This is a genomic window from Micromonospora sp. CNZ309 (assembly GCF_002846525.1).
Window position 1 is genome coordinate 6,073,771 of sequence record NZ_PJNG01000001.1, and the last position, 24,998, is coordinate 6,098,768.

General features: G+C 73.9%; 30 protein-coding genes. 13 read left to right on the plus strand and 17 right to left on the minus strand.

What is annotated here, in order from left to right; all coding sequences use genetic code 11:
• Nucleotides 1-101: 101 nt before the first annotated feature.
• Together CLT72_RS26185 and CLT72_RS26190 are read right to left on the minus strand one after the other, a co-directional pair.
• Nucleotides 102-722, minus strand: coding sequence for a DUF1003 domain-containing protein (locus CLT72_RS26185; RefSeq protein ID WP_101414029.1), 621 nt, complete (start codon nt 720-722; stop codon nt 102-104).
• Nucleotides 715-2,001 (minus strand): magnesium transporter MgtE N-terminal domain-containing protein, encoded by a 1,287-nt coding sequence (locus tag CLT72_RS26190; protein ID WP_101415399.1) that lies wholly within the window; start codon nt 1,999-2,001, stop codon nt 715-717. The genes CLT72_RS26185 and CLT72_RS26190 overlap by 8 nt, the downstream gene beginning before the upstream one ends.
• A gap of 33 nt (nt 2,002-2,034) precedes the next feature.
• On the opposite strand from CLT72_RS26190, the gene CLT72_RS26195 reads away from it, so the two are divergent.
• Together CLT72_RS26195 and CLT72_RS26200 are read left to right on the plus strand one after the other, a co-directional pair.
• Nucleotides 2,035-2,904, plus strand: coding sequence for a PhzF family phenazine biosynthesis protein (locus CLT72_RS26195; RefSeq protein WP_101414030.1), 870 nt, complete (start codon nt 2,035-2,037; stop codon nt 2,902-2,904).
• A gap of 137 nt (nt 2,905-3,041) precedes the next feature.
• Nucleotides 3,042-3,569, plus strand: coding sequence for a hypothetical protein (locus tag CLT72_RS26200; protein WP_284039562.1), 528 nt, complete (start codon nt 3,042-3,044; stop codon nt 3,567-3,569).
• Between the two features lie 88 nt (nt 3,570-3,657).
• Here the strand turns inward: CLT72_RS26200 and CLT72_RS26205 are convergent, their stop codons facing one another.
• Nucleotides 3,658-4,425, minus strand: a complete 768-nt coding sequence (locus tag CLT72_RS26205; RefSeq protein WP_101414032.1) for an HAD family hydrolase — start codon at nt 4,423-4,425, stop codon at nt 3,658-3,660.
• Between the two features lie 105 nt (nt 4,426-4,530).
• On the opposite strand from CLT72_RS26205, the gene CLT72_RS26210 reads away from it, so the two are divergent.
• Nucleotides 4,531-5,091, plus strand: a complete 561-nt coding sequence (locus CLT72_RS26210) for an EamA family transporter (RefSeq protein WP_101414033.1) — start codon at nt 4,531-4,533, stop codon at nt 5,089-5,091.
• 20 nt (nt 5,092-5,111) lie between these two features.
• Here CLT72_RS26210 and CLT72_RS26215 read toward each other — a convergent pair whose 3' ends face one another.
• The 6 genes from CLT72_RS26215 to CLT72_RS26240 form a co-directional block, all read right to left on the minus strand.
• Entirely contained in the window at nt 5,112-5,855 is a 744-nt protein-coding gene (locus CLT72_RS26215) for a class I SAM-dependent DNA methyltransferase (RefSeq protein ID WP_101414034.1), read from the minus strand.
• Complete coding sequence (locus tag CLT72_RS26220) at nt 5,839-7,086, minus strand: MFS transporter (protein ID WP_101414035.1); 1,248 nt, start codon at nt 7,084-7,086, stop codon at nt 5,839-5,841. Before CLT72_RS26220 ends, CLT72_RS26215 begins: the two co-directional genes overlap by 17 nt.
• Nucleotides 7,083-8,102 (minus strand): alanine racemase, encoded by a 1,020-nt coding sequence (locus tag CLT72_RS26225; protein ID WP_101414036.1) that lies wholly within the window; start codon nt 8,100-8,102, stop codon nt 7,083-7,085. The genes CLT72_RS26220 and CLT72_RS26225 overlap by 4 nt, the downstream gene beginning before the upstream one ends.
• Nucleotides 8,103-8,148: 46 nt before the next feature.
• Nucleotides 8,149-9,243, minus strand: coding sequence for a SagB/ThcOx family dehydrogenase (locus CLT72_RS26230; RefSeq protein WP_101414037.1), 1,095 nt, complete (start codon nt 9,241-9,243; stop codon nt 8,149-8,151).
• A gap of 220 nt (nt 9,244-9,463) precedes the next feature.
• Nucleotides 9,464-10,180 (minus strand): GNAT family N-acetyltransferase, encoded by a 717-nt coding sequence (locus tag CLT72_RS26235; protein WP_101414038.1) that lies wholly within the window; start codon nt 10,178-10,180, stop codon nt 9,464-9,466.
• Between the two features lie 40 nt (nt 10,181-10,220).
• Nucleotides 10,221-11,045, minus strand: coding sequence for an SDR family NAD(P)-dependent oxidoreductase (locus tag CLT72_RS26240; RefSeq protein ID WP_101414039.1), 825 nt, complete (start codon nt 11,043-11,045; stop codon nt 10,221-10,223).
• A 127-nt stretch (nt 11,046-11,172) separates the two neighbouring features.
• On the opposite strand from CLT72_RS26240, the gene CLT72_RS26245 reads away from it, so the two are divergent.
• Nucleotides 11,173-12,129, plus strand: coding sequence for an HpcH/HpaI aldolase/citrate lyase family protein (locus CLT72_RS26245; RefSeq protein ID WP_089002151.1), 957 nt, complete (start codon nt 11,173-11,175; stop codon nt 12,127-12,129).
• A gap of 57 nt (nt 12,130-12,186) precedes the next feature.
• On the opposite strand, the gene CLT72_RS26250 is transcribed toward CLT72_RS26245, so the two are convergent.
• Nucleotides 12,187-12,720 (minus strand): DUF4190 domain-containing protein, encoded by a 534-nt coding sequence (locus CLT72_RS26250; RefSeq protein WP_101414040.1) that lies wholly within the window; start codon nt 12,718-12,720, stop codon nt 12,187-12,189.
• 121 nt (nt 12,721-12,841) lie between these two features.
• Here CLT72_RS26250 and CLT72_RS26255 point away from each other — a divergent pair, with 121 nt between their 5' ends.
• Nucleotides 12,842-13,747, plus strand: a complete 906-nt coding sequence (locus tag CLT72_RS26255; RefSeq protein ID WP_101414041.1) for an SDR family NAD(P)-dependent oxidoreductase — start codon at nt 12,842-12,844, stop codon at nt 13,745-13,747.
• A gap of 10 nt (nt 13,748-13,757) precedes the next feature.
• Here the strand turns inward: CLT72_RS26255 and CLT72_RS26260 are convergent, their stop codons facing one another.
• Nucleotides 13,758-14,339 (minus strand): DUF4190 domain-containing protein, encoded by a 582-nt coding sequence (locus CLT72_RS26260; protein WP_101414042.1) that lies wholly within the window; start codon nt 14,337-14,339, stop codon nt 13,758-13,760.
• 174 nt (nt 14,340-14,513) lie between these two features.
• On the opposite strand from CLT72_RS26260, the gene CLT72_RS26265 reads away from it, so the two are divergent.
• A complete protein-coding gene (locus tag CLT72_RS26265; RefSeq protein ID WP_089002147.1) occupies nt 14,514-15,710 on the plus strand; it encodes an acyl-CoA dehydrogenase family protein in 1,197 nt (398 codons plus the stop codon).
• Nucleotides 15,711-15,722: 12 nt separating this feature from the next.
• On the opposite strand, the gene CLT72_RS26270 is transcribed toward CLT72_RS26265, so the two are convergent.
• The 3 genes from CLT72_RS26270 to CLT72_RS26280 all read right to left on the minus strand — a co-directional run bounded on the left by CLT72_RS26270 (nt 15,723) and on the right by CLT72_RS26280 (nt 18,111).
• Entirely contained in the window at nt 15,723-16,466 is a 744-nt protein-coding gene (locus tag CLT72_RS26270; protein WP_144082332.1) for a hypothetical protein, read from the minus strand.
• A gap of 114 nt (nt 16,467-16,580) precedes the next feature.
• On the minus strand, nt 16,581-16,988 hold the full coding sequence (locus tag CLT72_RS26275; RefSeq protein WP_089002146.1) for a CoA-binding protein: 408 nt from the start codon (nt 16,986-16,988) through the stop codon (nt 16,581-16,583).
• Nucleotides 16,989-17,061: 73 nt separating this feature from the next.
• Complete coding sequence (locus CLT72_RS26280) at nt 17,062-18,111, minus strand: Rv2578c family radical SAM protein (RefSeq protein WP_101414044.1); 1,050 nt, start codon at nt 18,109-18,111, stop codon at nt 17,062-17,064.
• 101 nt (nt 18,112-18,212) lie between these two features.
• On the opposite strand from CLT72_RS26280, the gene CLT72_RS26285 reads away from it, so the two are divergent.
• On the plus strand, nt 18,213-18,632 hold the full coding sequence (locus tag CLT72_RS26285; RefSeq protein ID WP_089002144.1) for a thiol-disulfide oxidoreductase DCC family protein: 420 nt from the start codon (nt 18,213-18,215) through the stop codon (nt 18,630-18,632).
• Here CLT72_RS26285 and CLT72_RS26290 read toward each other — a convergent pair.
• The 3 genes from CLT72_RS26290 to trxA all read right to left on the minus strand — a co-directional run bounded on the left by CLT72_RS26290 (nt 18,596) and on the right by trxA (nt 20,465).
• Nucleotides 18,596-19,504 (minus strand): HTTM domain-containing protein, encoded by a 909-nt coding sequence (locus CLT72_RS26290; protein ID WP_101414045.1) that lies wholly within the window; start codon nt 19,502-19,504, stop codon nt 18,596-18,598. The two genes, CLT72_RS26285 and CLT72_RS26290, sit on opposite strands and share 37 nt — an antisense overlap.
• Nucleotides 19,501-19,941, minus strand: a complete 441-nt coding sequence (locus tag CLT72_RS26295; RefSeq protein WP_101414046.1) for a hypothetical protein — start codon at nt 19,939-19,941, stop codon at nt 19,501-19,503. The genes CLT72_RS26290 and CLT72_RS26295 overlap by 4 nt, the downstream gene beginning before the upstream one ends.
• A gap of 161 nt (nt 19,942-20,102) precedes the next feature.
• Entirely contained in the window at nt 20,103-20,465 is a 363-nt protein-coding gene (gene trxA / locus CLT72_RS26300) for a thioredoxin (RefSeq protein ID WP_089002141.1), read from the minus strand.
• A gap of 548 nt (nt 20,466-21,013) precedes the next feature.
• Between trxA and CLT72_RS26305 the strand changes: the two genes are divergently transcribed.
• The 6 genes from CLT72_RS26305 (at nt 21,014) to CLT72_RS26325 (ending at nt 24,904) form a co-directional block, all read left to right on the plus strand.
• Nucleotides 21,014-21,529: a MaoC family dehydratase gene (locus CLT72_RS26305; RefSeq protein ID WP_089002140.1), complete on the plus strand. Its 516-nt coding sequence runs from the start codon at nt 21,014-21,016 to the stop codon at nt 21,527-21,529.
• Between the two features lie 62 nt (nt 21,530-21,591).
• Complete coding sequence (locus CLT72_RS26310) at nt 21,592-22,122, plus strand: hypothetical protein (RefSeq protein WP_199184649.1); 531 nt, start codon at nt 21,592-21,594, stop codon at nt 22,120-22,122.
• Nucleotides 22,123-22,326: 204 nt separating this feature from the next.
• Nucleotides 22,327-22,950 (plus strand): TrmH family RNA methyltransferase, encoded by a 624-nt coding sequence (locus tag CLT72_RS26315; RefSeq protein ID WP_101414047.1) that lies wholly within the window; start codon nt 22,327-22,329, stop codon nt 22,948-22,950.
• A gap of 78 nt (nt 22,951-23,028) precedes the next feature.
• Complete coding sequence (locus tag CLT72_RS26320; protein WP_486484332.1) at nt 23,029-23,730, plus strand: DUF6758 family protein; 702 nt, start codon at nt 23,029-23,031, stop codon at nt 23,728-23,730.
• 133 nt (nt 23,731-23,863) lie between these two features.
• Nucleotides 23,864-24,022 carry a hypothetical protein gene (locus CLT72_RS32425; RefSeq protein WP_007455302.1) on the plus strand — a complete coding sequence of 53 codons (159 nt, stop codon included), beginning with the start codon at nt 23,864-23,866 and terminating at the stop codon, nt 24,020-24,022.
• A 6-nt stretch (nt 24,023-24,028) separates the two neighbouring features.
• Entirely contained in the window at nt 24,029-24,904 is an 876-nt protein-coding gene (locus CLT72_RS26325; protein ID WP_089002138.1) for a PH domain-containing protein, read from the plus strand.
• Nucleotides 24,905-24,998: the final 94 nt, after the last annotated feature.

The following is a 24,998-nucleotide window of genomic DNA, read 5'->3' on the forward strand; positions in this document are numbered from 1 at the left end:
GAAACGGGACGATCGAGTGGGCCTCGCCCGCCGCCGGGGCACGCCCGCCCCGGTCCCGCCCGGCGTCGTCGGCCGCGCCGCTCGGGTGGCCCACCCGGGGCTCAGCCCTCGGGCTCCCGGCTGCGGGCCTCCGGCTGGCCGTCCCGGACCCGGTCGTCGTCCAGGTCGTCGCGGGGCTCCTCCAGCCCGTCGCCGTGCGGCGGGATCTTCTCCTGCTGCCGGCGCTCCAGCCGCTGCCGGCGGCGGCCCGCCTCGTCCAGTTCCTCGGCGAGCCTGGCCAGCTCCGAACGGAGGAAGTCCCGGGTCGCCACCTCGCCCATCGCGTTGCGCAGCGCGGCGATCTCCCGGGTCAGGTACTCCGTGTCGGCCTTCTGCATGGTCGCCCGCCGGCGGTCCTCCTCCAGCGAGACCCGGTCCCGGTCGGCCTGCCGGTTCTGCGCCAGCAGGATCAGCGGGGCCGCGTAGCTGGCCTGAAGGGACAGCATCAGGGTCAGGAACGTGAAGGTGTACGGGTCGAAGCGCAGGTGCGCCGGGGCCAGGGTGTTCCAGCCGAACCACAGCGCGATCACGATCGTCATGTAGACGATGAAGTTCGCGGTGCCCATCCCCCGGGCGATCCCCTCGGACCAGCGGCCGAAGGCCTCCGGGTCGAACCGGGGCAGCTTGACGCCCCGGGGCTCGCGCGGCTGGTCGAGCCGCGGCGGCCGCCGCTGCTCAGCCATTCGCGCCGTCCAGCGTCGGCTCGGCGGGGACCGGGCGCCCGGCGGCGCCCCGGTCCCGCCAGTCGCGGGGCAGGAGGTGGTCCAGCACGTCGTCGACGGTGACCGCGCCGACCAGCCGGTTGTTGCGGTCGATCACGGGCATGGCGACCAGGTCGTACGTGGCCATCCGGCGGGTGATCTCCGGCAGCGGGGTGGTCGGCCGCAGCGGGTCGATGTCGTTGACCACGATGCCGCCGAGCAGGTCGGCCGGCGGCTCGCGCAGCAGCCGCTGGAAGTGCACCATGCCGAGGTAGCGGCCGGTCGGCGTGGTCATCGGCGCCCGGGACACGAAGACCTGCGCGGCGATCGCGGGGGAGAGCTGCGGTTCCCGGATCCGGGCCAGGGCCTCGGCGACGGTGGCGTCCGGCGGCAGGATGACCGGCTCGGAGGTCATCACGCTGCCAGCGGTGCCCGGCGTGTACTTGAGCAGCTGACGTACGGGGTCGGCCTCGTCGGGCTGCATCAGGTCGAGCAGCACGTCCTGCTCGGGCGGGGGCAGCTCGCTGAGCAGGTCGGCGGCGTCGTCCGGGTCCATCTCCTCCAGCACGTCGGCCGCCCGCTCCCGGTCCAGCGCGGCCAGGATCTCCACCTGGTCGTGCTCCGGCAGCTCGCTGAGCACGTCGGCCAGGCGCTCGTCGTCCAGCGCGGCGGCGACCTCGTTGCGCCGGGCGTCGGGGAGGTCCTGGAGGGCGTTGGCGAGGTCGGCGGGGCGCATGTCCTCCAGCACCGAGAGCAGGTTGGCCGTGCCCCGGCTGTCGGCGATGCCGCTGAGCCCGCGTACCCGCTCCCACTCGACCTGGTGCAGGTGGCCCCGGCGGGTGAGCCGGCCGGTGTGCTCGCGTACGGCGACCCGGGCCAGCGACCACTCGCCGCCCCGGCTGCACTCCATCGCCACGTCGACCACGGAACCCGCCTGCCCGCCGGGATCGAGCTGCACCCGGCGGTCCAGCAGCTCCTGGAGCACGAGCAACTCGTTCGGACGCTTCTCGAAGCGCCGCAGGTTGAGCGTGCCGCTGCCGAGCACGACCGCGTCGGCGTCGATGGAGGTGATCCGGTTGATGGAGAGGAAGATGCGCCGGCGCATCGGCATCTCGGCGACCAGGCCGACCACCTCCGGCGGGCGCTGCGTCGGCCGGAGCCGGGCCACCGCGTCGCGGATCCGGCCCACCTGGTCGCCGTTGGGGTCGAAGACGGCGACCCCGGCGAGCCGGGCGATGTAGATCCGGGTCGGCGTGCTCACGGGCACCAGCCTAAGCGCCTAGTGTCTATCAACATGTCGACCTTGGCCTACGAGATCGTGGACGTCTTCACCGACCGCCCGTTCGCCGGCAACCCGCTGGCGGTGGTGTTCGGCGCCGAAGCGCTGGCCACCGAGCAGATGCAGGCGCTCGCGTGTGAGTTCAACCTCTCCGAGACGGTGTTCGTGCTCCCGCCCACCCAGGTCGGCGCCACCTACCGCGCCCGGATCTTCACCCCGGTCGAGGAACTGCCGTTCGCCGGGCATCCCAGCGTCGGCGCGGCGGTGACCGCGAGCCGTCGGGGCATGTTCGGTGTGGGGCAGGTCACTCAGGAGTGCGGCGCGGGCGTGCTGCCGATCGAGGTGACCGCGACCGGGGCCACGCTCACCGGCGGCGTACCCACCCTCGGCCCCGAGCTGGACCCGGAGCCGCTGCTGGAGATGGCCGGCCTGAGCGCCCACGACCACGTCGGTCCGGCGCCGCGGGTGGCCGGGTGCGGGCTGGAGTTCCCCTACCTTCCGGTCCGCCCGGACGCGGTGGCCCGCGCCCGGGTCAACGCGGCGGCGGCACAGCGGTACGGAGTGGAGCACGTCAGCGTCTTCTCCTGGGACGCCGCCGCGCAAACCGCCCACGCCCGGGTCTTCGTTCCGGGGCTGGGCGTGCCGGAGGATCCGGCCACCGGCTCGGCCGCCCTCGGCCTCGGGGTGTGGCTGGTCGCCAGCGGCCTGCTGCCGGCCGACGGGCGCGCGGAGTACACCGTCCACCAGGGCATCGAGATCAACCGGCCGTCCGTGCTGGCCTGCACGGTGACCGCCGCCGAGGGCCAGGCGGTGGGCGCCACCGTGGCCGGCCACGTCATGCCGGTCGCCCGGGGCGAGATCGTGGTCCCGCCGTTCGTCGGCTGACCGGCGGGTCCGCGTCTGGGGGCACCGCGCCTCCGGGCGCGCGGCCGGACCCGGTCGACGGACGTCGGCGCGGCCGGACCCTCTGGCGGATCCCGGCCGTCGACGGACCCCGGGTGGCGCTGACGGGACGGGGGCGGATGCGGGAGGATGCCGGGGTGACCGACGCGGAGCGGGCCAGCACACCGCTGGTCGACGAGGCTGTCAAGAAGGCCGCCGTGGCCTGGGTGAGCGTGTCCGGCGGGCCGGCGCTGGCGCTGTGGTGCCTGCCCCTGGAGGGGGCGCTCTTCGTGGTCAGCGGCCCGGGGGAGCAGTCCGCCCCGGGGCTGGCCGACGCGACCGACGCGCAGGTCACCCTGCGCGGTGACCACGGCGGGCGGATCGTCACCTGGCCGGCCCGGGTGAGCCGCGTGACGCCCGGCACCGAGCACTGGGAGACCGTCGCGCCCCTCGTGGCCGCGAAGCGGCTGAACGCGCCCGGCCCCGCCGCCGAGCTGGTGGAGCGCTGGGCGGCCGACGGTTGCGCGGTGAACCGGCTGGCCCCGGCCGGCGAGCCCGTCGCCGGCAACGGGTTGCCCACGGACTCGCTGGCCGAGGTGCCCCGGGAGACGCCGGCGGTGCGGGCGGTCCGCAAGCCGTTCCGCCTGCACCGGGTCCGCCGCCGCTGAGGCGCCCGTCCGACGGCCGCGCGGCCCATCCGCCCGCCCCCGCCCGCCCCCGCCGGTCGGCGGCGCGGGTGACCTGGTCGCCCCGGGCTCACACCGGGGAGCAGCCCGCCGGCACGCCTGCGCCCGCCGGAACGGCGACGTCCGCCGGCAGGAGCACGTCCGCCCGTTCGGGCACCCGCTCGACGAGGTGGACCACCTCGTCGAGGGAGCGCAGCGCCGGCCCGCTCCAGGCGGCGTCGGCGTTGAACACCATGTGGCCGGCCAGGTCCGGGGCCGCCAGGCGTACGGCGGTCATCCCGGCCCGCTCCGCCCCGGTCAGCTCCTGACTGCCGCCGTCGCCGACGTAGAGGCAGTCCGCCGGCGCCAGGTCGAGCCGCCGGCACGCCGCCTGGTAGAGCGCCGGGTCGGGCTTGCAGCGCCCCACCTGCACGGAGAAGACCCGCACGTCGAGCAGCGGGGCGATCGGCAACTGCGGCAGGAACGCCGGCAGCTCGTGCGTGCAGTCGCTGATCACCCCCGTACGCAGGCCGAGCCCGCGCAGCGCGGTCAGCGTCGGCACCGCCTCGTCCCGCAGCCGGGTGTCGGCGCGTACGGCCCGGTGGTGGGAGGCGACCGCCGAGCGGACCGCGTCCTCGGACGGGTGCACGCCAACCTGCTCGCAGACCCAGCGCAGGGTCGCCTCGGCGTCGCCGAGCCGCCCGCAGGCCCGCTCGTAGTAGGTGCGGTCGAGCACGTCGACGAGCGTGCGCGGTGCGCAGCCGAGCAGCTCGGCGGTCGACCGGTGGGCCGCGCCCCGCTGGACGGAACAGGTCAGCGTGCCGAAGAAGTCGAACAGGACCGCCTGGTAGGTGGGCATGGGGGAGCGCCTCCGGGCGGTAGGGGATCGCCGGCGCGGACAGGCATGATCGTAACGGAGTGCTGACGGTACGTGGTGGCCCGTGGCATGTGAGGATTGCACCTCGTGTCCCCCGCAGCGCACCGCCCGCCGTTCGACCCGGTGACCACCGGGGCGGTCGTGCTGGCCGTCGTCGCCGTCTCGTCGTCCGCGCCGCTGGTGGCCGTCGCGGCGGCGCCGGCGCTGGCCGTCGCGTTCTGGCGCAACCTGCTCTCGGTGGCCGTGCTCGGCCCGTTCTCGGCGGCCCGGCGGCGTGCCGAGTTCCGGTCGCTGACGGTCGGCGCCGGCCGGCGCGAGGGCGTCCTCACCGGCTTCGACACCGGCACCTGGCTCGTCGTCCTGGCCCTGGTGGCCGGCGCCCAACTGCTCGGGCACTCGATGTTCAACTACGCGCTGAAGCGGGTCTCGGCGACCACGGTCAGCGTGCTGGCCCTGCTGGAGGCCCCGGGCGCGGCCCTGATCGGCTGGGCCTGGCTGGGGCAGCTGCCCGGGGTGACCGCCCTGGCCGGGCTGGCGCTGCTGCTGGCCGGCGTCGCGGTGGTGGTGCTCGGCGGTGCCCGCGTGGCCCGTCGCGTCCGCCCGGTCGCCACCGCCGTCCCCGCCGACGCGGGCCCGCCGCCCGGCTGATCAGCCTGACCGGCCCGCCGTCAGGGGCGTCGGGCGAGCACGGCGACCCGGGGCAGCGCCTCCGGGTCCGGTACGGGGGTGAGCAGGTCGTCGACGGCCGCGACGTGACTCGTCACCCAGCCGGCGTCCGCCAGGGCGGAGAGCACGTCGGCGACCGGATGGGCGGTGTTGGTGATCGTCGTGGTGAAGGGGGTCGCGTGGCCGTCGTCGGTGCGCAGCTCACCGGTGACGTGCAGCGGGCGGCGGTCGCCGTCGAGCGGGCCCCGCGCGACCTCGACCGAGACGGTCCCGTCCTGCCGGGTGACGGGCGGCACCTCGGCGAGGAGGCCCTTGACCGTGGACATGTCGAAGCCGAACCAGCCGCCCGGCGCGACCGCCCGGTGCACGCAGCGCAGGTAGGCGCTGACCCGGTCGATCCCGCCGACGTGGTTGAGCACGTCGTACGTGGAGACCGCGAACGCGCAGGGGACCGGCACCTCGAAGTCCGCGGCGTCCGCGGCGATCAGCACCGCGTCGGTGCCGGCCAGCCGTACGCGGGCGCGGGCGATCATCGCCTCGGAGACGTCGACCCCGACGACCCGGTAGCCGACGGAGGCGAACCGGGCGGCGACGATGCCGGTGCCGCAGCCGACGTCGAGCAGGCTCCGCTCGGCCCCGGGGGCCACGTGCCCGTGCAGGCGCAGCCACGCGTCGCCCATCCGCTGCGGGTACGGCGCCCAGAAGCGTTCATACGCCGTGACGAAGGCGTCAACGTACTCGGCCATCGGGTTGCCTTTCGTAGTGCCGGACAGAGGAACTGGCCAACGGGACGAGCGCGGCGACGGCGATCACCGCGGCCAGGCCGAGCAGGGTGGTCCGCACGCCGATCCCGGGTACGACGAAGCCGGCGGCGATCATGACGGGCGGTCCCAGCCCCACCGCCCCCAGCCACTCGTACGCGCTCACGCGGGACATCGCCTCCGTCGGCACCTCGGACTGGACGGTCGTCTCCCACAGCACCCCGAAGACGTCGAAGGCCACCCCGGCCAGCACGGCGGCGAGGATCACGAACGGCAGGGCGGCGCCGGAGCCGAGCAGCAGCGCCGGCAGCCCCAGCATCGACACGGCGAGTACGGCCGTGCGCAGGGGGCGGGTCGTCCTGATCCGCAGCGCCACGAGCACGCCGGCGAACATGCCGACCGCGTACCCGGCGAGGACGCCGGACCAGGCGCCCGCCCCGCCCAGGTGCGCCCGGGCGAGCAGCGGCCCGGCGAGCCCGAAGGTGACCCCGACGGCGGCGTTGATCACGGCTGCGGCGAGCACGATCTGCCACAGCCAGCGCCGCCGGACGAACTCCCGCCAGCCGTCGCGCAGCTCGGCCGGGAGGTTCCGCCTGGTCGGCCGGGCCGTTCCGGGGAGGCGCAGCCGTGCGAGAAGGCCGGCGGCGACGGCGAACGTGGCGGCGTCGAGGGCCAGGGCCCAGCCCGGCCCGAGCCAGGTGATCAGCGCGCCGCCCGCCGCGAAGCCCGCTACCGTGGCGGTGTTCGTACCCAGGCGCAGCAGGGCGTTGCCGCGCTGCCGCGCCTGCGGCGCGACCAGCTCGGCGGTCAACCCGTTCAGCGACGGCAGCAGCAGCGCGGAGGCGGTGCCGGCGACGGCCGCGCAGACGGCGAGGGCGGCGACGCCCGCCCGCCCGGTCAGCACGAGGAGCGTCATTGCGCCGTACGCGCCGCCGCACATCAGCTCCGCCGTCACGAGTACGCGGTGCCGGGGCAGCCGGTCGCCGATGACGCCGCCGAGCAGCATCAGCGCGATCCGGGGCACCGAGATCGCGGCGAGCACGAGCGACAGCGCCGGGGGCGATGAGCCGGGAAGGTCCAGCACGGCGAAGGTCAGCGCGAGCGGGCCGACCGCGTTGCCGAAGACGGAGATCGTCCTGGCCGTGGCGAACAGGACGAACCGGCGCTCGCGCAGCGGGTCGGCCGGACGGTCCAGGGGCGCGACCGCCCGGGTCATGCCCGGTCCGGAAGCACCAGTGCCTGCCATCGGGCCACCGGCTCGCCGGCGTCGAGCACGTGCAGCAGCGGTCGGCGGGCCACCACCGGGCACACGTGCCCGGGCAGCACCCGCAGCTCGTCGCCCACCGACACCGACTCCGGGCGGACCGGCGCCCCGTCGGGGGCGGTCAGCACGACACCGCTCATCCAGGTCTGGTCGGCGCCCGCGAGCAGCTCGTCGGCGTCGGTGCGCAGCGCCTGCCCGTCGGTGCCGGTGACGGTCGTGGTGACGGCGATCGCGACCGCCGACGCGTCGCACTCGCCCAGCCGGGCCAGCCCGCCGTCGAGCAGCGCGTACGCGCCGGCGCACACCTCGGTCACGCCGGCGACGTCCAGCGCCCCGCCGAGGGTCGGGGTGCCCCCGACGCTCACCTGCGGGCAGGGCGTCCCGGTCGCGCGGATCCGCTCCGCGACGGACACCAGCAGGCGCGCCCGCCTGCGGCCCAGCCCGACCCGGTCGCGAGCGTCGTCGGGGCCGGTGATCCCCACGTAGCCGGTCACGCCCGACAGGCGCAGCCCGCCGGTCCTGGCGATCGTGGCGGCCAGCTCCCCGGCGGCGGCGGGGTCGACGCCGACGCGGTGCAGGCCCGTGTCGACCTCGATCCGTACGCCGAGTTCGACGCCGTGGGCCTCGGCCGCCGCGCCGAGCCCGGCCACCGCGTCGGGGTGGTCCACGTGCACCGTCACCGCGCAGTGCCGCGCGAGCCGGGCGAACCTGCTCCACCGCCACGCGTCGCGCCACGGCCACGCCACCGTCACGTCCGTCACGCCCACCGCGACGTAGGCCTCGGCCTCGGCGGCCGAGTGGACGGCGACGCCCACCGCGCCGGCGGCCACCTGCCGGGCGGCGATCTCGGGGCTCCGGTGCCCCTTGACGTGTGCCCGTAGGGCCACCCCGGCCTCGGCCGCGCGCCCGGTGCAGCGCGCGATGTTCGCGTCCAGCCGGGCCAGGTCGACGGTCACCATCGGGGTCATTCGCCGCGCCCGTGCCAGGCGTCGGGGAGATCGTTCACCATCGGGGTCATTCGCCGCGCCCGTGCCAGGCGTCCGGGGGGAAGGAGAACGCCGCGTCGCCGCCCGCGAGCATCGCCGCCTGGCGGTCCCGCTCGGCGGGGTGCGGCACGCCGACGCCGGAGACGCCGAGGAAGACCTCGTCCGGCCAGGACAGGCCGAGGGCGTCCTCGACGGGGGCGTCGCGGGTGGCGGCGGTGAAGAACGTCCCGAGCCCGAGCGCCGTCGCGGTGAGGTAGACGGTCTGGCTCAGGTGACCGACGTCGAGCAGGAGCGCGCGGTAGGCGCGGGCCGCCGGGTACTTCCACACGGTGCGGTCGAGCACCGCCGCGTACATCAGCAGGAAGCCGGCCTGGGCGGCGTGCGGCTGCCCGCCGCACCACTCGCGCAGCCGGTCCTCGCCGGGCGCGGGCGCGAGCCGCACCAGCTCGTGGTGGCGCACCGCGTAGTGGTAGATCCCGGGCTCCAGCCCCGCCACGTCGCGGACCACCGGGTAGACCTCGACCGGGTGGCGGGCCCCGCCGGAGGGGGCGGTCTTGAGCAGCGCCGTACCGACTCCGGTGACGTCCACCTCGCGGCGGACCCCGGCCGTCCAGCGCAGCAGGGCGGCGAACGCCGGCAGCGGCACCGGGTTGTCCGGGTCGAACCACCGCGTCGACCGCCGGGCCGCGAGGACCGTGGTGAAGTCGACCGGGGGCGGGTCGGCGGGAGGTAGGGCGATCCGGGGACCGTCGTGCTCCTTGACCGGTTCCGGCTGGCCGCTCTTGGCGCGCAGCACCGCCGCGTCCTGCGCCGCCGAGCGGAAGACGTCGCTACCGAGCGTACGGCTGGCCAGGTGGTAGTAGGTGGCCGCCGGCCCCAGGTCGCGCCAGGCGCCGAGGCGTTCCTCCCGGGCGTGTTCGGGGGAACCCTCGGCGACGAGGACGTGGGCGTCGAGGAGCTGCTGCGCGAGCCGGCCGTCGAGCTCGGCCCAGTCGGCGTAGTCGCGCAGCAGCCTCTCCGCCTCGACAGTCAACGCGAACTGCCGGTGCCGCAGGGGGTCGTCGCAGACCAGTTGGCCGTCACGCCACAGGAAGACGACCAGCCGTGACACGCGGACACGCATGACTGCTCAGGCTTCGACCGGTCAGGCCTCGACCGGAGGCTCCAGGCACGTCAGTTCCTGGTCGTAGTCGTCGGACGCCACCGGCTCGAAGGCCTCGATCTGCTCGGTCATGCGGGAGCTCCCCTCACTAATCGGCGTTGATCACTGCGATGCACCGTATCAGACCGTCCACAGTGAACACGCCCGTCGAGCCGGGCGACCGGGCCGCTCCCGCGCCGGTTCAGGCCTCGTGGACCTCCAGTACCCGGGCGGTCGGGGCGGCCCCGCCCAGCTCACCGCGGAGCGCCACCCGCTGCGGGTCGGCGAGGAAGCCGGCGTAGCCGTCGCGCGTGTCGAACCGGATCAGGTGCACCTCCGTACGCCCGTCGCCGGTGCGCAGCCGGCGCTCCAGCCGGCCGCCGTGCCGCCCGAGCAGCCCGAGCACCGCGTCCTCGTACCGCCGGCCGGCGTCCACCGCGTCGGCGGCCAGCTCCACCAGCGCCACCAGGCGCACGGCGGCGGCGGGATCGGTGACCAGCGACTTGAAGAAGTGATGGTCGACGTGGCCCCCGGGGATGCCCTCCCGGCGCCCCGTGTCGAGGTAGCCGTGCCGGCGGTAGAACTCCGGCGCCTGGAACGAGAACGAGGCGACCGAGACCTCCGCGCAGCCGCGCCGGCGGGCCTCCTCCTCGGCGGCGCGCAGCAGCCGGCCGCCCCAGCCCTCGCCACGGCGGTCCTCGCGCACCCACACCATGTCGATCCCGGCGCAACCGCCCCAGGTCCACCCGGTCAGGCCGGCGACCAGCCCGCCGTCGGCGTCGTCGACCCGGACGCAGAGGCCGGCCTCGTCGTCCGCGCCGGTCGCCCGGTTGTTGAAGGCGGTCAGCTCGGCGTCGAGCCGCGCCCGGAGCTCCCTGTCCTCGTCGAGCACCCGCAGGACATCGTTCCCCGTCGTCATACGGCGGAGTATGGCAGCGTCCCGGCGGCCGGCGACATCGTCATCCGGCGAGGCCGACCGCCTCGGCGCTGGCCGCCCAGAGCCGGGCGGCCAGCTGCGGGTCGGCCGCCCTGGGCAGCGGCCGGCGCAGCCGCCGGTCGATGTAGTAGCCGCCCGTGATGAGCCGCTCGGGGGCCTGGTTGGCCAGCCAGACCAGCGTCTCCGCGCCCTTCTCCGGGCTGCGGAACGGCAGGAGCCGCATGCCCAGGGCGACCAGCCGGCTGTCGTTGCCGAACCGGCTGCGCACCACCCCCGGGTGGAAGGAGTACGCCGGGATCTCCGGCCAGCGTCGGGCCGCCTCGGCCGTGAAGAGGATGTTCGCCTGCTTGCTGGTGCCGTACGCCTGCATCGGCCGGTAGCGGCGCAGCGGGGCGTTCAGGTCGGCCGGGTCGAGCACGCCGCTGCGGTGCGCGCCGGAGGCGGTGACCACCATCCGGCCGATCCGGTCCCGCAGCAGGTTGCTGAGCAGGAAGGGGGCCAGGTGGTTGGCCTGGATCGACAGCTCGAAGCCGTCGACGGTGGTGAGGGGCTGGAGGGCGATCGCCCCGGCGTTGTTGGCGAGCACGTCGATCCGGTCGTACGCCTCGCGCAGCCTGGCAGCCAGCCCGCGGACGTCGTCGAGGACCGCGAAGTCGGCGCGGAACAGCTCCGGTCGTTCGCCGGACGCCTCCCGCACCTGTTCCGCCGCGGCCTGGAGCCGGGCCGGGTCCCGGCCGACGAGTACCACCTGGTCACCGCGGCGCGCCAGGTCCACGGCGGCCGCCAGGCCGATACCGGAACTGGCCCCGGTCACCACCACGAGTCGACGCCCAGTGAGATCTTCCACAGGTCCATTCACCCCGGTCACGGCACGAGGTTACCGTGGCGTCACAAAGGCCCTCGGCATCGTCCGGCCCTCGCATTTCCGCCACGTGACGTCGGCGTGCCCTCCGCACGCTGGAAGGAGCGCATCCATGGCCGCAGTCGGTCGCCCCCGCCGGTCCTGCCTCGCGGTACCCGGCTCCAGCGTCAAGATGCTCGGCAAGGCCCAGGGGCTCCCCGCCGACCAGGTCTTCCTCGACCTGGAGGACGCGGTCGCCCCGCTCGCCAAGCCCGACGCCCGCAAGAACATCGTCGCGGCCCTGAACGAGGGCGACTGGTCGGGCAAGACCCGCGTCGTACGGGTCAACGACCTCACCACCCCGTGGACCTACCGCGACGTCATCGACGTGGTGGAGGGCGCCGGCGCCAACCTCGACTGCATCATGCTGCCGAAGGTGCAGAACGCGGCCCAGGTGCAGTGGCTCGACATGACGCTGACCCAGCTGGAGCGGACGCTCGGCCTGGAGGTCGGCCGGATCGGCATCGAGGCGCAGATCGAGAACGCCGCCGGCCTGGTCAACATCGACGCCATCGCGGCCGCCTCGCCCCGGGTCGAGACCATCATCTTCGGCCCGGCCGACTTCATGGCCTCGATCAACATGAAGTCCCTGGTGGTCGGCGCGCTCATCCCGGACTACCCGGGCGACCCCTACCACTACATCCTCATGCGCATCCTGATGGCGGCCCGGATGCACGACAAGCAGGCCATCGACGGCCCGTTCCTCCAGATCCGCGACGTGGACGGGTTCCGCGAGGTGGCCAAGCGCTCGGCGGCGCTCGGCTTCGACGGCAAGTGGGTGCTGCACCCTGGCCAGATCGACGCCGCGAACGAGGTCTACTCGCCGGCCCAGGCCGACTACGACCACGCCGAGCTGATCCTCGACGCGTACGAGCACTACACCTCGGAGGCCGGCGGCCGGCTCGGCGCGGTGATGCTCGGCGACGAGATGATCGACGAGGCGTCCCGCAAGATGGCCCTCGTGGTGGCGGCGAAGGGCCGCGCCGCGGGCATGACCCGCACCTCGTCCTTCACCCCGCCGGCGGAGTAGGGCCACCCTTCCGACGATCCGTGCCGCCCCGGTCCACGCCGGGGCGGCACCGTCGGTTCAGTAGCCGGTGCTGCTGGTGTCGGCCTGGCTGATCGCGAAGACGATGATCGCCACGTAGAAGAGGACCACCAGCAGGTACAGGCCGGTGACGATCCAGCCGACGATGATGCCGGCCTTCGCCATGCCCTCGCCGCCCTCCCCGCTTTCCCGGATCTGCTTCTGCGCGACGTGGCCGAGGATCGCGCCGATCGGCGCGGTGACGCAGGAGCCGATGCCGACCAGGGCGAGCACCAGGGCGGCGATGGCGAGGCCGTTGGTCCTCATCGCCGGGGCGTAGCCGTAGTTCGGGTACGCCGGCGGGTAGGCGGCGGGTCCGGGCTGCCCGGAGGCGTGCTTCATCCCGGCGTACGGGTCGCCGCCCGCGTACGGGTCCGCGGCGTACGGGTCGGCAGGCGCGTACGGGTCGCTGCCGGTGGGCTGGGTGGGCACGGGATTGCCGCTCACCGGGCGGGCGGGATCGGCGGGCGGGCTCGACTGCTGGCCCGACCACGCCGGGTCGTTCCAGCCGCCGGAGGGCGGGGGATATGTCATTCGTCAGCTCCGTTGGGTGCGGGGTGCGCCCGTCAGGGTAGTCAGCCCTGCCCAGACGCCGGGGCGTCGCCACCGGGTGTGCCGCGTTGCCCGCGCTCCCTCCAGCGGGCAGGATCTCGGCATGGTGATTGACGCGCGAGCCGCGGACCGCTCCGGCAGCCGACCGAGACGGGACGCGAGCCGCCCCGGCCTGGCCCGGCGCACCCGAGCCGCCGCCCCGCCGGGCGCCGCCGCAACCGACGAACCCGCGGCCCTGCCGGACCCGGTGACCATGCGGCTCGACGGGAAGGTCGCCCTGGTCACCGGGGCGGGCAGCCCGGACGGCATCGGGTACGCGACGGCCCGCCGCCTGGCCGACCTCGGCGCCCGGGTGGCCATCGTCTCCACCACCCGACGCATCCACGAGCGGGCCGGCGAGCTGGGCGTCACCGGCTTCGTCGCCGACCTCACCGACGAGTCGGAGGTGGGCGCGCTCGCCGACGCGGTCACCGAGCAGCTCGGCGACGTCGAGGTGCTCGTCAACAACGCCGGCCTGGCCAGCCGGGCCAGTCCCGAGGTGCTGCGCCCGGTCGCCCAGCTCAGCTACGACGAGTGGCACGGCGAGATCGACCGCAACCTGACCACCGCGTTCCTGTGCAGCCGGGCCTTCATCGGCGGCATGGCGGAGCGGGGCTGGGGCCGGATCGTCAACCTGGCCGCGACCGCCGGCCCGGTCAACGCCCTGCCCACCGAGGCGGCCTATGCGGCGGCCAAGGCGGGTGTGGTCGGGCTGACCCGGGCGCTGGCGATGGAGATGATCGCCGACGGGGTGACCGTCAACGCGGTCGCGCCGGGCACCATCCACACCGCCGCCTCCACGGTGGCGGAGATCCGGCAGGGGCTCGGCACCCCGGTCGGCCGACCCGGCACGCCGGACGAGGTGGCTGCGGCGATCGCCTTCCTCTGCTCGCCGGCCGCCTCGTACATCACCGGGCAGATGCTGGTGGTGGACGGCGGCAACAGCGTCCGGGAGGCCCAGTTCCGCTGATCCGCGGGGTTCAGTAGTTGGGGCCGCTGTTGCCGGCGACGGCGATCAGCACGATCCAGCCGCAGCAGGCCAGCAGCCCGAGCCCGGTGATGACGTAGCTGAGGATGAGCCCCCATGTGGCGAGCTGGTCGCCCTCCTCGCCCGTCGCGCGGATCTGCCGCTTGGCCAGGTGGCCGAGGACGATGCCGACCGGGGAGAAGACGAACGCGAAGACCAGCGAGAGGATGGCGAGCACGTTCGTCCCGCCGGGCCGGGGACCGGACGGCGGGCCGTACTGCCCGTAGGGCACCTGCGGGGTGTACGGGGGCTGGTGCCCCCACTGCTGCCCCTGCGGGGGCTCGCCGGGCCGCTCGTAGCTGGGCTGCCCGTACGCGGGCTGTTCGTAACCGGGCTGCTCGTGTGCGGGCTGTTCGTAACCGGGCTGTTCGTGTGCGGGCTGTTCGTAACCGGGCTGATCGTGGCTCGGCGGGCCGTACGACGGCGGTTCGGGAGCGGGCGGCTCGTACCTCGACGGGTCGTGCCCCGGCGGGGGCTCCCAGGGCGACGGCGACCGGTCCGGATCTGGTGGGCCCGACGACGGTGGCTGGCTCACGGTCTCCTCCTGCCGGTGGCGGATCGCGTCCCCTCTTGCCGGACGCTACCCGCAGCGGTGAACCTTTTCACAGCGGTTGTGTGGACTGGTCACCTTGGCCTCGACGGCCGTGCGGCCAATACTGACGGAGCGTTCAGTTACCCATGAGTAAGGCGCCGACCCCCGGAGGCTGAGATGGCCAGACTCGCCCAGACGCCCGGCCTGACCGATGTGCAGCGGTCGATCCTGGAAACCGTCCGGGAGTTCGCCGACAAGGAGATCATTCCGCACGCGCAGCGGCTCGAGCACGCCGACGAGTACCCGAGCGACATCCTCGACGGGATGCGTGAGATGGGCCTCTTCGGTCTCACCATCGACGAGGAGTACGGCGGGCTCGGCGAGTCCCTGCTGACCTACGCGCTGGTGGTCGAGGAGCTGTCGCGGGGCTGGATGTCGATCTCCGGCATCGTCAACACCCACTTCATCGTCGCGTACCTGATCTCCCAGCACGGCTCCGCCGAGCAGAAGGCCCGGCTGCTGCCGAGGATGGCGACCGGCGAGGTGCGCGGCGCCTTCTCCATGTCCGAGCCGGAGTGCGGCTCCGACGTCTCCGCGATCAAGTCGAAGGCCGTCCGCGACGGCGACCGGTACGTGATCAACGGCCAGAAGATGTGGCTGACCAACGGGGCGTACTCGTCGGTGGTGGCGACCCTGGTCAAGACCGACACCGGCGCCGACTCCGTCTACGGCAACATGAGCACCTTCCTGCTGGAGAAGGAGCCCGGCTTCGGCGAGACCGCCCCCGGCCTGACCATCCCCGGCAAGATCGACAAGATGGGCTACAAGGGCGTCGAGACCACCGAGATGGTGCTCGACGGCGTGACCGTCGACGCGTCCACCGTCCTCGGCGGCGCGGAGATGGTCGGCCGCGGCTTCTACCAGATGATGGACGGCATCGAGGTCGGCCGCGTCAACGTGGCCGCCCGCGCCTGCGGCATCTCCATCCGCGCCTTCGAGCTGGCCGTCGCGTACGCCCAGCAGCGCCACACCTTCGGCCAGCCCCTCGCGAAGCACCAGGCCGTCGCCTTCAAGCTCGCCGAGATGGGCACGAAGATCGAAGCCGCGCACGCGCTGATGGTCAACGCCGCCCGCCTCAAGGACGCCGGCCAGCGCAACGACGTCGAGGCCGGCATGGCCAAGCTGCTCGCCTCGGAATACTGCGCCGAGGTCGTCCAGGAGGCGTTCCGCATCCACGGCGGCTACGGCTACTCGAAGGAGTACGAGATCGAGCGCCTGATGCGCGAGGCCCCGTTCCTGCTCATCGGCGAGGGCACCTCGGAGATCCAGAAGACGATCATCTCCCGGGGCCTGCTCAAGCAGTACAAGCTCTGACGGGTGGGCCGGTCACCCACCGGCCGGCTCGACGGCCGGCTCCGGTGCGGTGATCGGCCCCACCGCCAGCGCCTGCGGTCGCTCCCGGTACGCCTCGATCGCGGCCGCCAGGCGCTGCTCCGGCACCGCCACGTCCCGGCCGCCGACCACCGGCGCCGGCCCCGGCGACCGCCACACCCTCGGCCGCAGCCGCACCCCGGCCAGCCGGCCGTCCTTCCGGTGCAGGCTCACCCGGTCGATGTTGGACCAGTCGTACCGCCGGCGGCCGTGCCGGATCCCGCTCGCCGTCAGCGCCAACCGACCGGTGAACCGCACGCCGGAACAGGCGACGAGGCCGACCGCCGCCGCCAATCCGACCAGGAGCGCCAGCCGTACGACCCGGGCCCACTGCGGGTCGGCGGGCAGCAGCATCGTCGCGACCAGCGTCACCACCGTCGCCCGGACCAGGTCGGTGACGAGGTCGACCCAGCCGGCGAGGGACCGTCGCGCGACCAGACCGGGCTCCGGCCCGTCCACGCCGGCCACCCGTTCCCGCCAGACCAGCCGGGCGTCCTGTCGCGGAGACCACCGCCTCGGCAGCACGGTCAGACCGACGAAGAGCCATAGGGCACAGACATCGGGCTCGAACCGGGGAACCCGGAACAGCGTGGCGGCCACCAGCACCGTCACCATTGCGGCCGCCGTCGCGGCCAGCAGCCGGCGGGACCAGAGCCCGTCGTCGCGCTTCGGCAGCCGGCCGGACAGACGGACAGACATGACCGCAGGGTACGAGCCGCCGGCCACGTGCGGGCCTGACCAACCGCCCAGCCGACTCCTGCACTCGCCACGGCGGGCGGGACTGACCGCCGTGCCGGGACTCCGCGAGTCCGCTCAGCCCAGTCGGGTCAGGCCGGCGGCGGCGCGTTCGACGATCAGGCAGCGGTCCTCGACGTAGTCGACGCCCGCCTCCGTGGCGATCCGCCGCGCCTCGGCCGAGACGATGCCGAGCTGCAACCAGACCGCCGGGGCGCCGATCGCCACCGCCTCGCGTACCACGTCGACCGCGTCGTCGGCGGGCCGGAACACGTCGACCAGGTCGACCGGGTGCGGGATGTCGGCCAGGGACCGGTAGACCCGCTCACCGAAGAGTTCGTCGGCCGTCGGGTTGACCGGGATGATCCGCCAGCCGTACCGCTGCATCTGCAACGGCACGCTGTGCGCGGCCTTGCGCGGGTCGCGGGACGCGCCCACGACGGCGATCACGGCGGAGTCGGCGAGGATCTGCTGAGCGGAGCGCACCCGCCGACTCTAACCCCGCCGCTCAGTCCCCGCCCGCGAGCGCGCTGCGCAGCCGGGCGTGCTCCTGCGGCCCCTACAGGAGGGTGAGCTGCTCGGCGGCCGGGGGCGCGGGTGCCGGGTCGGGTGGGCGGCGGTCGTCGCCGCGCTCGCCCCGGTGCAGCCCGTGCCGGCGGGCCGCGATGCGTACCCGGGCCGTCAGCTCCCGCTGGTATGACTGTGGGGCGTACGCGCCGGAGCGGTAGAGCTCGCGGTAGCGGGGGACCAGGTGTGGGAACTCGCGGCCGAGCCAGCGCGCGTACCACTCCCGGGCGCCCGGGCGCAGGTGCAGCGCCAGCGGCGTCACGCTGCTCGCCCCGGCGGCGGCGATCACCGCCACGGTCGCGTCGATCGAGGCGTCGTCGTCGCTGAGCCCGGGCAGGATCGGCGCCATCAGTACGCCGACGTCGAAGCCGGCGTCGGCCAGCGCCCGTACGGCGTCCAGCCGCCGCCTCGGGCTGGGGGTGCCCGGCTCCACCGCGCGCCAGAGGTGCTCGTCGACGAAGCCCACCGAGTACGACACGCCGACCCGGGTGACCTCGGCGGCCTGGCGCAGCAGCGGCAGGTCCCGCAGGATCAGCGTGCCCTTGGTGAGGATCGAGAACGGGTTCGCGAAGTCGCGCAGGGCCGCGATGATCTGCGGCATGAGCTGGTAGCGCCCCTCGGCCCGCTGGTAGCAGTCGACGTTGGTGCCCATCGCGACGTGCGCGCCCCGCCAGCGCGGCGCGGCCAGCTCCCGCCGGACCAGCTCACCGGCGTTGACCTTGACGATGACCTTCCGGTCGAAGTCCGCCCCGGCGTCGAGGTCGAGGTAGGTGTGCGTGTTCCGCGCGTAGCAGTAGACGCACGCATGACTGCATCCCCGGTAGGGGTTGATCGTCCACTCGAACGGGACCCGGGACGTGCCGGGCACCTTGTTGATGATCGACTTCGCCTGCACCTCGTAGAACGTCATGCCGGCGAAGCCCGGGGTGTCGAAGGTGCGGGCGACGGCGCCGGGCAGCGCCAGCGGCAGGGGTGGTGTCGCCGGCGCTGCCCGGCCCGGGACCCCCTCGTCCGGGGGAGCGGCGAGGTTGTCCCAGCGCATGGCCCTTATTCGAACACGCGTACGAGCGCAGCGCAAGCGACCCGCCGTGTTCCCGCCCACCTCGCCGCGTCGGGCGCGGTCGGCGGGTGGAGGATGGAGGCATGGAGAGGTCGACGTTCGTCTACGACGGGGACTGCGCGTTCTGCACCCGGTGCGCCGAGTTCATCGACCGGCGCATCCCGACCGGCGTCCGCGTGGTGCCGTGGCAGTTCGCCGACCTCGACGCGCTGGGCCTGAGCGAGGCCGAGTGCGAGGAGGCGGTGCAGTGGGTGGGCGCCGACGGCTCCCGCGCGGCCGGCCCGGACGCGATCGCGCGGCTGCTCGGCGACAGCGGTCCGCTCTGGCGGGTCGCGGGCGCCGGCCTCCGGTTCGCTCCGGTACGCGCCGCCGCCTGGCCCGCGTACCGCTGGGTGGCCCGCAACCGGCACCGGCTGCCCGGCGGCACGGCCGCGTGTGCGCTGCCCCAGGAGGCGCGGGAGCGCCTCTACGGGCCGTCCGGTCGCCCGGCCGCCGACGCCTGACCCGCGAGTGCCGGCGCGGCACCGGCGGGCCTCGCGGCGTCGCGCCCCCGGCGGCTGAACAGCCGGCGGGCCCAGACCACCGGCCGGACGTGCTCCAGCGGGAGGAAGGCGGTCATCGCGGCGAGGTGCGGGGCGAACGAGATCGTGATGGTGGCCATGGTGACCAGGTGGAACGAGTAGAAGAAGCCCACCGTCGCCAGGCGCCAGCGCTCCCTGAGCAGGAAGACCACCGGGCTGAGCAGCTCGAACGCGACGATGCCGAACTGGGCGACGATCAACAGGTACGGCACCGAGGCGATCAGGTCGGCCAGCTCGGTGCCGCGCCGGATGATGGCCCGCGCCAGCACCGAGCCGGTGAGCCAGTCCAGCCCGCCGAAGCGCAGCTTGGCCCAGGCGGCCAGGAAGTACGTGCAGATGACGGCGATCTGGGTGACCCGCAGGGCCCAGCCGCCCGCCTCGGTGCGGGTGGCGTCGCCGTGCCGGGCCCGGCCGGCGGTGGGCAGCACGGCGAGTGCGACGAGCAGGCCGAACCGGTCGTGGTCGACCTTGCCGTAGCTCATCGCGACGATCATCCACTCGAAGTAGAGCGCGAAGACCGTCCAGCCGAGCAACCGGGGCGCCCGGCCGGTCGCGGCGAGCAGGGCGAGCAGCAGCAGGGCCCAGAAGAGCGCGGCGACCACCGCCGGGGTCGGCGTGGGCAACGGCAGCAGGCGGCCGACCAGCAGCGGTTGGTAGAGCTCGCCGGGCACCGCCACGCGGGTGCGCACCCAAGGGGTGAAGACGACCAGGTCGGCGGCGACGAAGAGGTAGATCAGCGTGCGGAAGGCGGCCACCCGGCCGCGGGGCACGGCCTCGGTCAACCAGCGGCTCATCGGTCCGCCCGCCAGGCGACCACGGTCTCGTCGGTCCAGCGACCGGTGGGCCGCCCGTCGCGGATGCCGTGCCAGCGGACGACGATGCGGACCTCGACCAGCTCCGCCGCGTCCGGGTGGCGTTCGGCGTACGCGTCGGCGACCTCGGCGAGCCGCGCGGGGTCGGCGGCGTAGCGGCTCTGCTGGCCCTCGATCTCGGCCCGACGGATGCCCGTGGCGCCCTCGCCCAGGTCGACGACCGCTCCGCTGCTGTCGACGCCCTCGACGCGGGTGTCCGGGGCGGGGGAGTTCGGCGGGTTGGACGTGGAGTACATCCGGAACGGGCCGAACGGGAAGTGGTCGTCGGTGCCCCAGACGGTGCCGGCCAGCAGGACGGCCAGGCCGAGGGCGGTGGCGGCGAGCCGGGCGGCGCGACCGCGGGTGGTCAAGGTTTCCATCGGGTCGTGACGATACGGGATGTACCGCCCGCCCCGGCTCCCTCCGCCGGCCACGAACCGCTGGCCGGAGGGCCAGTGCGGCCCCGTCCCCGCCGGCCGGCCGGCGGGGAGACGACGACGGCCGGGCCCCTCGGGACCCGGCCGTCGTGCGGCGCTGCGGCTCAGTGGCTGTGCCCGGCCAGCTTCTGGCGTACGTCGTCCATGTCGAGGGCCTGGACCTGCTCGATCAGGTTCTCCAGGGCGGACTCGGGCAGGGCGCCGGGCTGGGCGAAGACGATGACGCCGTCGCGGATCGCCATGATGGTCGGGATCGACCGGATGTCGAACTTGGCGGCCAGCTCCTGCTGCGCCTCGGTGTCGACCTTGCCGAACACGATCTCGGAGTGCTTCTCGGAGGAGCGCTCGTAGACCGGGGCGAACCGCTTGCACGGGCCGCACCACTCGGCCCAGAAGTCGACGAGCACGATGCCGTCGCTGCCGGTCACCTCGTCGAAGTTTGCCGTGGTCAGCTCTACGGTTGCCATGAATGTCTCCGATCGGCGCGGAATAGCTACGTCAGGTGGAACCAGGGCGTACCGCGTGGAATTCCCGGCCCGGCTCCGCCGAAACGTGCTCGTCACGGCGCTGCCCAGGTCGCGCTCCCATCGACGGTGGTTGTTCCCGCCCGTCGTTGCGTTACGCAAGTGCACGACGCATTTGCGTGACCGGCCGTGATGGGAGCGTTTCCATGGAGATCGACACGATTGGCGGGCGCGAATGAGCAATCAGGCGGTTGACAAGCGGCTATTTGGCGTGCGGAGATCGCCGAGACTCGGTCGATCGAGCACGCACAGTAGTGTTACGAAAAGGTAAATGTGACCTCCGTCTCTGTTCGATGTGCCTTGTCGTGCGGCAGAATCTTCCGCATCAGAGCGTGGGCGGCGGGTGCCGGGGAGGGCCCCGCCGCTCATTGCGTCTCCCCCCGGTTGCGGCGGTGTGACATTTCCGCACGCCGAGCGCCCCGCGCATCGCCTTAACACTCCATAAGGCATGCTGTGCCGAACTCCATCGCCGCCCGTCGAAGGGGACAAGGATGCAGTTCGGCCGCTACTACGAGGAGTTCGAGGTCGGCGCGGTCTACCGCCACTGGCCCGGCAAGACGGTCACCGAGTACGACGACCACCTCTTCTGCCTGCTCACCATGAACCACCACCCGCTGCACATGGACGCGCACTACGCCGAGACGGCGAGCCAGTTCAAGCGCAACGTGGTGGTCGGCAACTACATCTACTCGCTGCTGCTGGGCATGTCGGTGCCCGACGTCAGCGGCAAGGCCATCGCCAACCTCGAGGTCGAGTCCCTGCGGCACGTGGCGCCCACCTTCCACGGCGACACGATCTACGGCGAGACCACCGTGCTGGACAAGCGCGAGTCGTCCTCCAAGCCCGACCGGGGCGTGGTCTCCGTGGAGACCCGGGGCTACAACCAGGACGGCACCCTGGTCTGCGTCTTCCGCCGCCGGGTGATGGTCCCCAAGAAGGAGTACGCCGCGACGGCGGTGCCCGAGGGCGTCGACCCGGAACGGCCCAGCTTCCCCGAGCCGCGCTGACCGACGGGGCCCTTCTCATCCGGGTTCCGGGTGGTAGGGGCCCTTTTTCCGATCCGGGGCATATGCTGGCGCCGGAGGTCCCCATGAGCCACTCCGTCGCCGGAGAGCCGTCCTCTGCCGGCCGCCGCGCCGCACCGCTGACCACCGCCGTCTACTCCGCCGTCGAGTGGGATCTGCTGACCGGCCTGCCCGGCCGCGTGATCGTGGCCGCCGCGGCGCCCGGCACCGGGCGGCCCCGCCGTACCGTCGCCGCCGGGCTCGCCGGCCTGGACGCGGTCGCCGCCGGCCGGGCCTTCGACAGCGATCTCGTACGCGCGGTGGTCGTCGCCATCTACGCCCGGCACGACGGGGCGGGCGAACCCGTCGACCGCCTCACCGACGTGGTGGACCTGCTCGCCGCCTGCCGGGCCGCGACGCGGGTGCTGCGGCGGCGGGCGGATCCCGCCGACTCGGCGGCGTACCGGCAGTGGGTCCAGTCGGTGGCGGCCCGGGTGTGCGGGGCGGCGACGACGACCGGCGCGCCGGCGCTGCCGCCGGCCCCCGCCGACCGCCGCTTCCTCGACCGGCTCGGCGTCGCGTTGGGGCTGCGCTGAACCGTCCCGGTCGCTCCGTCCCGCCCCTGGTCGCTCCGTCCCCGCCCCTGGTCGCTCCGTCCCCGCCCCTGGTCGCTCCGTCCCCGCTCCGGTCGACCTTGCGTCCGCCCGGTCGGTGCCCTACGCGCCGGGCCGGCCCGGTGCCCGGGCGGGGGCCGGGGGCGCGGCCCGGGGCGGGGTTCGCGGGCCGTACCCTGCGGGATCGTGACCGGAGACCAGCTCGACGTCGGCGTGGGACCGTGGCCCGGTGACCCGCCGGACGACCCACGCTACGACCCCGAGCTGCTCGCCGAGGGCGACCGGCGCAACGTCGTCGACCGCTACCGCTACTGGCGGCGGGAGGCCGTGGTGGCCGACCTGGACCGGCGGCGGCACGACTTCCACGTGGCGATCGAGAACTGGCAGCACGACTTCAACATCGGCACGGTCGTCCGCAACGCCAACGCCTTCCTCGCCGCCGAGGTGCACGTCGTGGGGCGCCGGCGGTGGAACCGGCGGGGCGCCATGGTGACCGACCGCTACCAGCACGTCCGGCACCACGAGACCATCGAGGAGTTCGTCGCCTGGGCGGCCGGGCAAGGGCTGCCCGTCGTCGGCATCGACAACCTGCCCGGCTCCCGGCCGCTGGAGACCACCACCCTGCCCCGCCGCTGCGTCCTGCTGTTCGGGCAGGAGGGGCCGGGCCTCTCCGAGCCGGCGCGGGCCGCCTGCGACCAGCTCTTCTCCATCGCCCAGTACGGCTCCACCCGGTCGATCAACGCCGGCGTGGCCAGCGGCATCGCCATGCACGCCTGGATCCGTACGCACGCCGGGCCGCCGCCGGGCTGAGAGCCCGCCCCGGTGGCCTCCGGCGGCACCGAAACCGGCGCTCCGCTTGACGGGGCGGCGCGACGGGGTGACGGTGGGATGGTGAGTGTCGCGGTGAGTTGCCCCAAATGTGGTGGGCCGGTACGGGCGCCGGACCTGATGCACACCGAGTCGCGCTGCCTGGACTGCGGGCCGGTTCCCCCACTGCACGTCCCCGAGCACGTCGGGGCCGAGATCGTGGCCAGCGTGGTGGCGCGGATCGCCGCCGCCGCCGAGCCGCCGGCCCGGCCGAGGGCGCCGCTGTGGTGCCCGTGGCCGCTGCCGACCGGTTGGACCATGACCGGCGTGGCGTACGCCGGCGACGACCGCACCGGGGTGCGCGCCACGGCGGTCGCCTGCGCCGGGCCGGCGCCGCTCGGCGAGGGCCCCGCGGATCTGGTCTTCGTGGCCGAGGAGCCGGGTGTCGGCCTGGGCACCCGCTTCGCGGGGCTGGTCGGCCCGGACCCCGGCCCGGAACTCGCGCAGGCGCTGACCGATCCCGGGCCGGGGCATCCGGAGCATGTGGGGCAGGCCAGGATCAGGGTGGCCGGTCATCCCACTCCACTGTGGCTCGTGAACTCGCCGACGGATCGAAGCGCGTACGCCGGCGAGGCTCGGGGATTGTGGCTCCATGCGATAGCCTGGCCGGCGAGTGCGGGTCACCTCCTCGCGGAAGACGTCGTCTTGCACGACCTGACCGAGTGGACACCGCCCGAGCTCGTGTACGGCGCACCCTCTCCGTATCTGCACGGGAAGGCTTGACGAGCCCCAGGGCTTGACAGGCAACCCGGAATGTCGGAGAACGGACGCAGATATTCACTGTACGACACCACACTGATACTCTGGGTGCCGCTGCGGTAATGGGACCCGGCGCCGCGCGAGAGGATGGCCCGCCATGGTCAAGAAGGTCCTCACCTGGGCCGGAATCGCATTCTTGATCTTCTTCGTCGCCTATCGGCCAAATTCTGCGGCGGATGTGTTCAAGTCGCTGGGCGGCGGGATCATGGACATCGCCCAGGGGTTCGGCGACTTCTTCACCAGCCTCGTCGCCTAGCCGTCGATGGGAAACCCCTCCGGTCCACCCTTCGATCCCGACGATCCCGATCGGGAGCGCCGGGAGCGAGACACGGAGCCGATCCCCCGGCTCGGCCCCGACGACGGGCCGGGCTACGGCACCGGTCCGGGCCCCTCCGGCGGCCCCTCCTTTTCGGACGATGCCGGCTACGGCGACCCGTCGCCGTACGGGGGTTCGGAGCGCTCCGGCCGGGCCTGGATCCGGGACCCGGAGGCCGGCTACCAGCCGCCCCAGATCTCCGAGGACGAGCTGGCCGGTCTGCGGGCCGACGCCGCCGGCGCGGCGCCGCGCCGGGTGCTGCCGCTGGAGGACGAGCCCAGCTCGCTGGTGGCGCGCTACCTCTTCCCGACCGAGCGCTACCGGGGTGAATGGAAGCGGCACTGGGTGCACCTCACCACCCCGCTGCTGGTCGGCGTGGCCGCCACCTTCGTGCTCGGCTACCTCTCCGGCTTCCTCGCGGGGCAGGACGTGGGCGCGCTCACCACCATCGCCGTGCTGCTCTGGTTCGCCGTGATGGGCTGGGTGGCGTGGAAGGTCGCCGACTGGTGGTACGACCGCTTCATCCTGACCAACAAGCGGGTGATGGTGGTCAACGGCATCATCACCCGGAAGGTCGCGATGATGCCGCTGACCCGGGTCACCGACATGAAGTACGAGCAGAGCCCGACCGGCCGCGCGCTCAACTACGGCACGTTCGTGCTGGAGTCCGCCGGTCAGGAGCAGGCGCTGCGTGAGATCAAGAACCTGCCCAACCCGAACGAGCTCTACCTGCGCGTCGTCGAGGAGATGTACGAGCCGCAGGCGGTCGAGGCGCGGCTGGGCAAGGAGGCCGACGAGGCCAAGGCCGACGACGGGGCGTGAAACTTTTCGTCCGAACATCGGAGGAACTGCGCACCGTTCGCCGTCGACCCGACCGCCCCGGGCGTGGCAACCTGCCAGGGGAACGGGGCGCGGA

Excerpts from the sequence above, each read along its gene's own strand:
- CLT72_RS26290 (WP_101414045.1), bottom strand. The coding sequence starts at position 19,504 with ATGAGCCGCTGGTTGACCGAGGCCGTGCCCCGCGGCCGGGTGGCCGCC.
- CLT72_RS26310 (WP_199184649.1), top strand. The coding sequence starts at position 21,592 with ATGCTGGCGCCGGAGGTCCCCATGAGCCACTCCGTCGCCGGAGAGCCG.
- CLT72_RS26325 (WP_089002138.1), top strand. The coding sequence starts at position 24,029 with ATGGGAAACCCCTCCGGTCCACCCTTCGATCCCGACGATCCCGATCGG.
- CLT72_RS26235 (WP_101414038.1), bottom strand. The coding sequence starts at position 10,180 with ATGACGACGGGGAACGATGTCCTGCGGGTGCTCGACGAGGACAGGGAG.
- trxA (WP_089002141.1), bottom strand. The coding sequence starts at position 20,465 with ATGGCAACCGTAGAGCTGACCACGGCAAACTTCGACGAGGTGACCGGC.
- CLT72_RS26215 (WP_101414034.1), bottom strand. The coding sequence starts at position 5,855 with ATGGCCGAGTACGTTGACGCCTTCGTCACGGCGTATGAACGCTTCTGG.
- CLT72_RS26270 (WP_144082332.1), bottom strand. The coding sequence starts at position 16,466 with ATGTCTGTCCGTCTGTCCGGCCGGCTGCCGAAGCGCGACGACGGGCTC.
- CLT72_RS26205 (WP_101414032.1), bottom strand. The coding sequence starts at position 4,425 with ATGCCCACCTACCAGGCGGTCCTGTTCGACTTCTTCGGCACGCTGACC.
- CLT72_RS26245 (WP_089002151.1), top strand. The coding sequence starts at position 11,173 with ATGGCCGCAGTCGGTCGCCCCCGCCGGTCCTGCCTCGCGGTACCCGGC.
- CLT72_RS26285 (WP_089002144.1), top strand. The coding sequence starts at position 18,213 with ATGGAGAGGTCGACGTTCGTCTACGACGGGGACTGCGCGTTCTGCACC.
- CLT72_RS26230 (WP_101414037.1), bottom strand. The coding sequence starts at position 9,243 with ATGCGTGTCCGCGTGTCACGGCTGGTCGTCTTCCTGTGGCGTGACGGC.
- CLT72_RS26220 (WP_101414035.1), bottom strand. The coding sequence starts at position 7,086 with ATGACCCGGGCGGTCGCGCCCCTGGACCGTCCGGCCGACCCGCTGCGC.
- CLT72_RS26265 (WP_089002147.1), top strand. The coding sequence starts at position 14,514 with ATGGCCAGACTCGCCCAGACGCCCGGCCTGACCGATGTGCAGCGGTCG.
- CLT72_RS26295 (WP_101414046.1), bottom strand. The coding sequence starts at position 19,941 with ATGGAAACCTTGACCACCCGCGGTCGCGCCGCCCGGCTCGCCGCCACC.
- CLT72_RS26200 (WP_284039562.1), top strand. The coding sequence starts at position 3,042 with ATGCGGGAGGATGCCGGGGTGACCGACGCGGAGCGGGCCAGCACACCG.
- CLT72_RS26305 (WP_089002140.1), top strand. The coding sequence starts at position 21,014 with ATGCAGTTCGGCCGCTACTACGAGGAGTTCGAGGTCGGCGCGGTCTAC.
- CLT72_RS26255 (WP_101414041.1), top strand. The coding sequence starts at position 12,842 with ATGGTGATTGACGCGCGAGCCGCGGACCGCTCCGGCAGCCGACCGAGA.
- CLT72_RS26320 (WP_486484332.1), top strand. The coding sequence starts at position 23,029 with ATGGTGAGTGTCGCGGTGAGTTGCCCCAAATGTGGTGGGCCGGTACGG.
- CLT72_RS26250 (WP_101414040.1), bottom strand. The coding sequence starts at position 12,720 with ATGACATATCCCCCGCCCTCCGGCGGCTGGAACGACCCGGCGTGGTCG.
- CLT72_RS26195 (WP_101414030.1), top strand. The coding sequence starts at position 2,035 with ATGTCGACCTTGGCCTACGAGATCGTGGACGTCTTCACCGACCGCCCG.
- CLT72_RS26225 (WP_101414036.1), bottom strand. The coding sequence starts at position 8,102 with ATGACCCCGATGGTGACCGTCGACCTGGCCCGGCTGGACGCGAACATC.
- CLT72_RS32425 (WP_007455302.1), top strand. The coding sequence starts at position 23,864 with ATGGTCAAGAAGGTCCTCACCTGGGCCGGAATCGCATTCTTGATCTTC.
- CLT72_RS26185 (WP_101414029.1), bottom strand. The coding sequence starts at position 722 with ATGGCTGAGCAGCGGCGGCCGCCGCGGCTCGACCAGCCGCGCGAGCCC.
- CLT72_RS26280 (WP_101414044.1), bottom strand. The coding sequence starts at position 18,111 with ATGCGCTGGGACAACCTCGCCGCTCCCCCGGACGAGGGGGTCCCGGGC.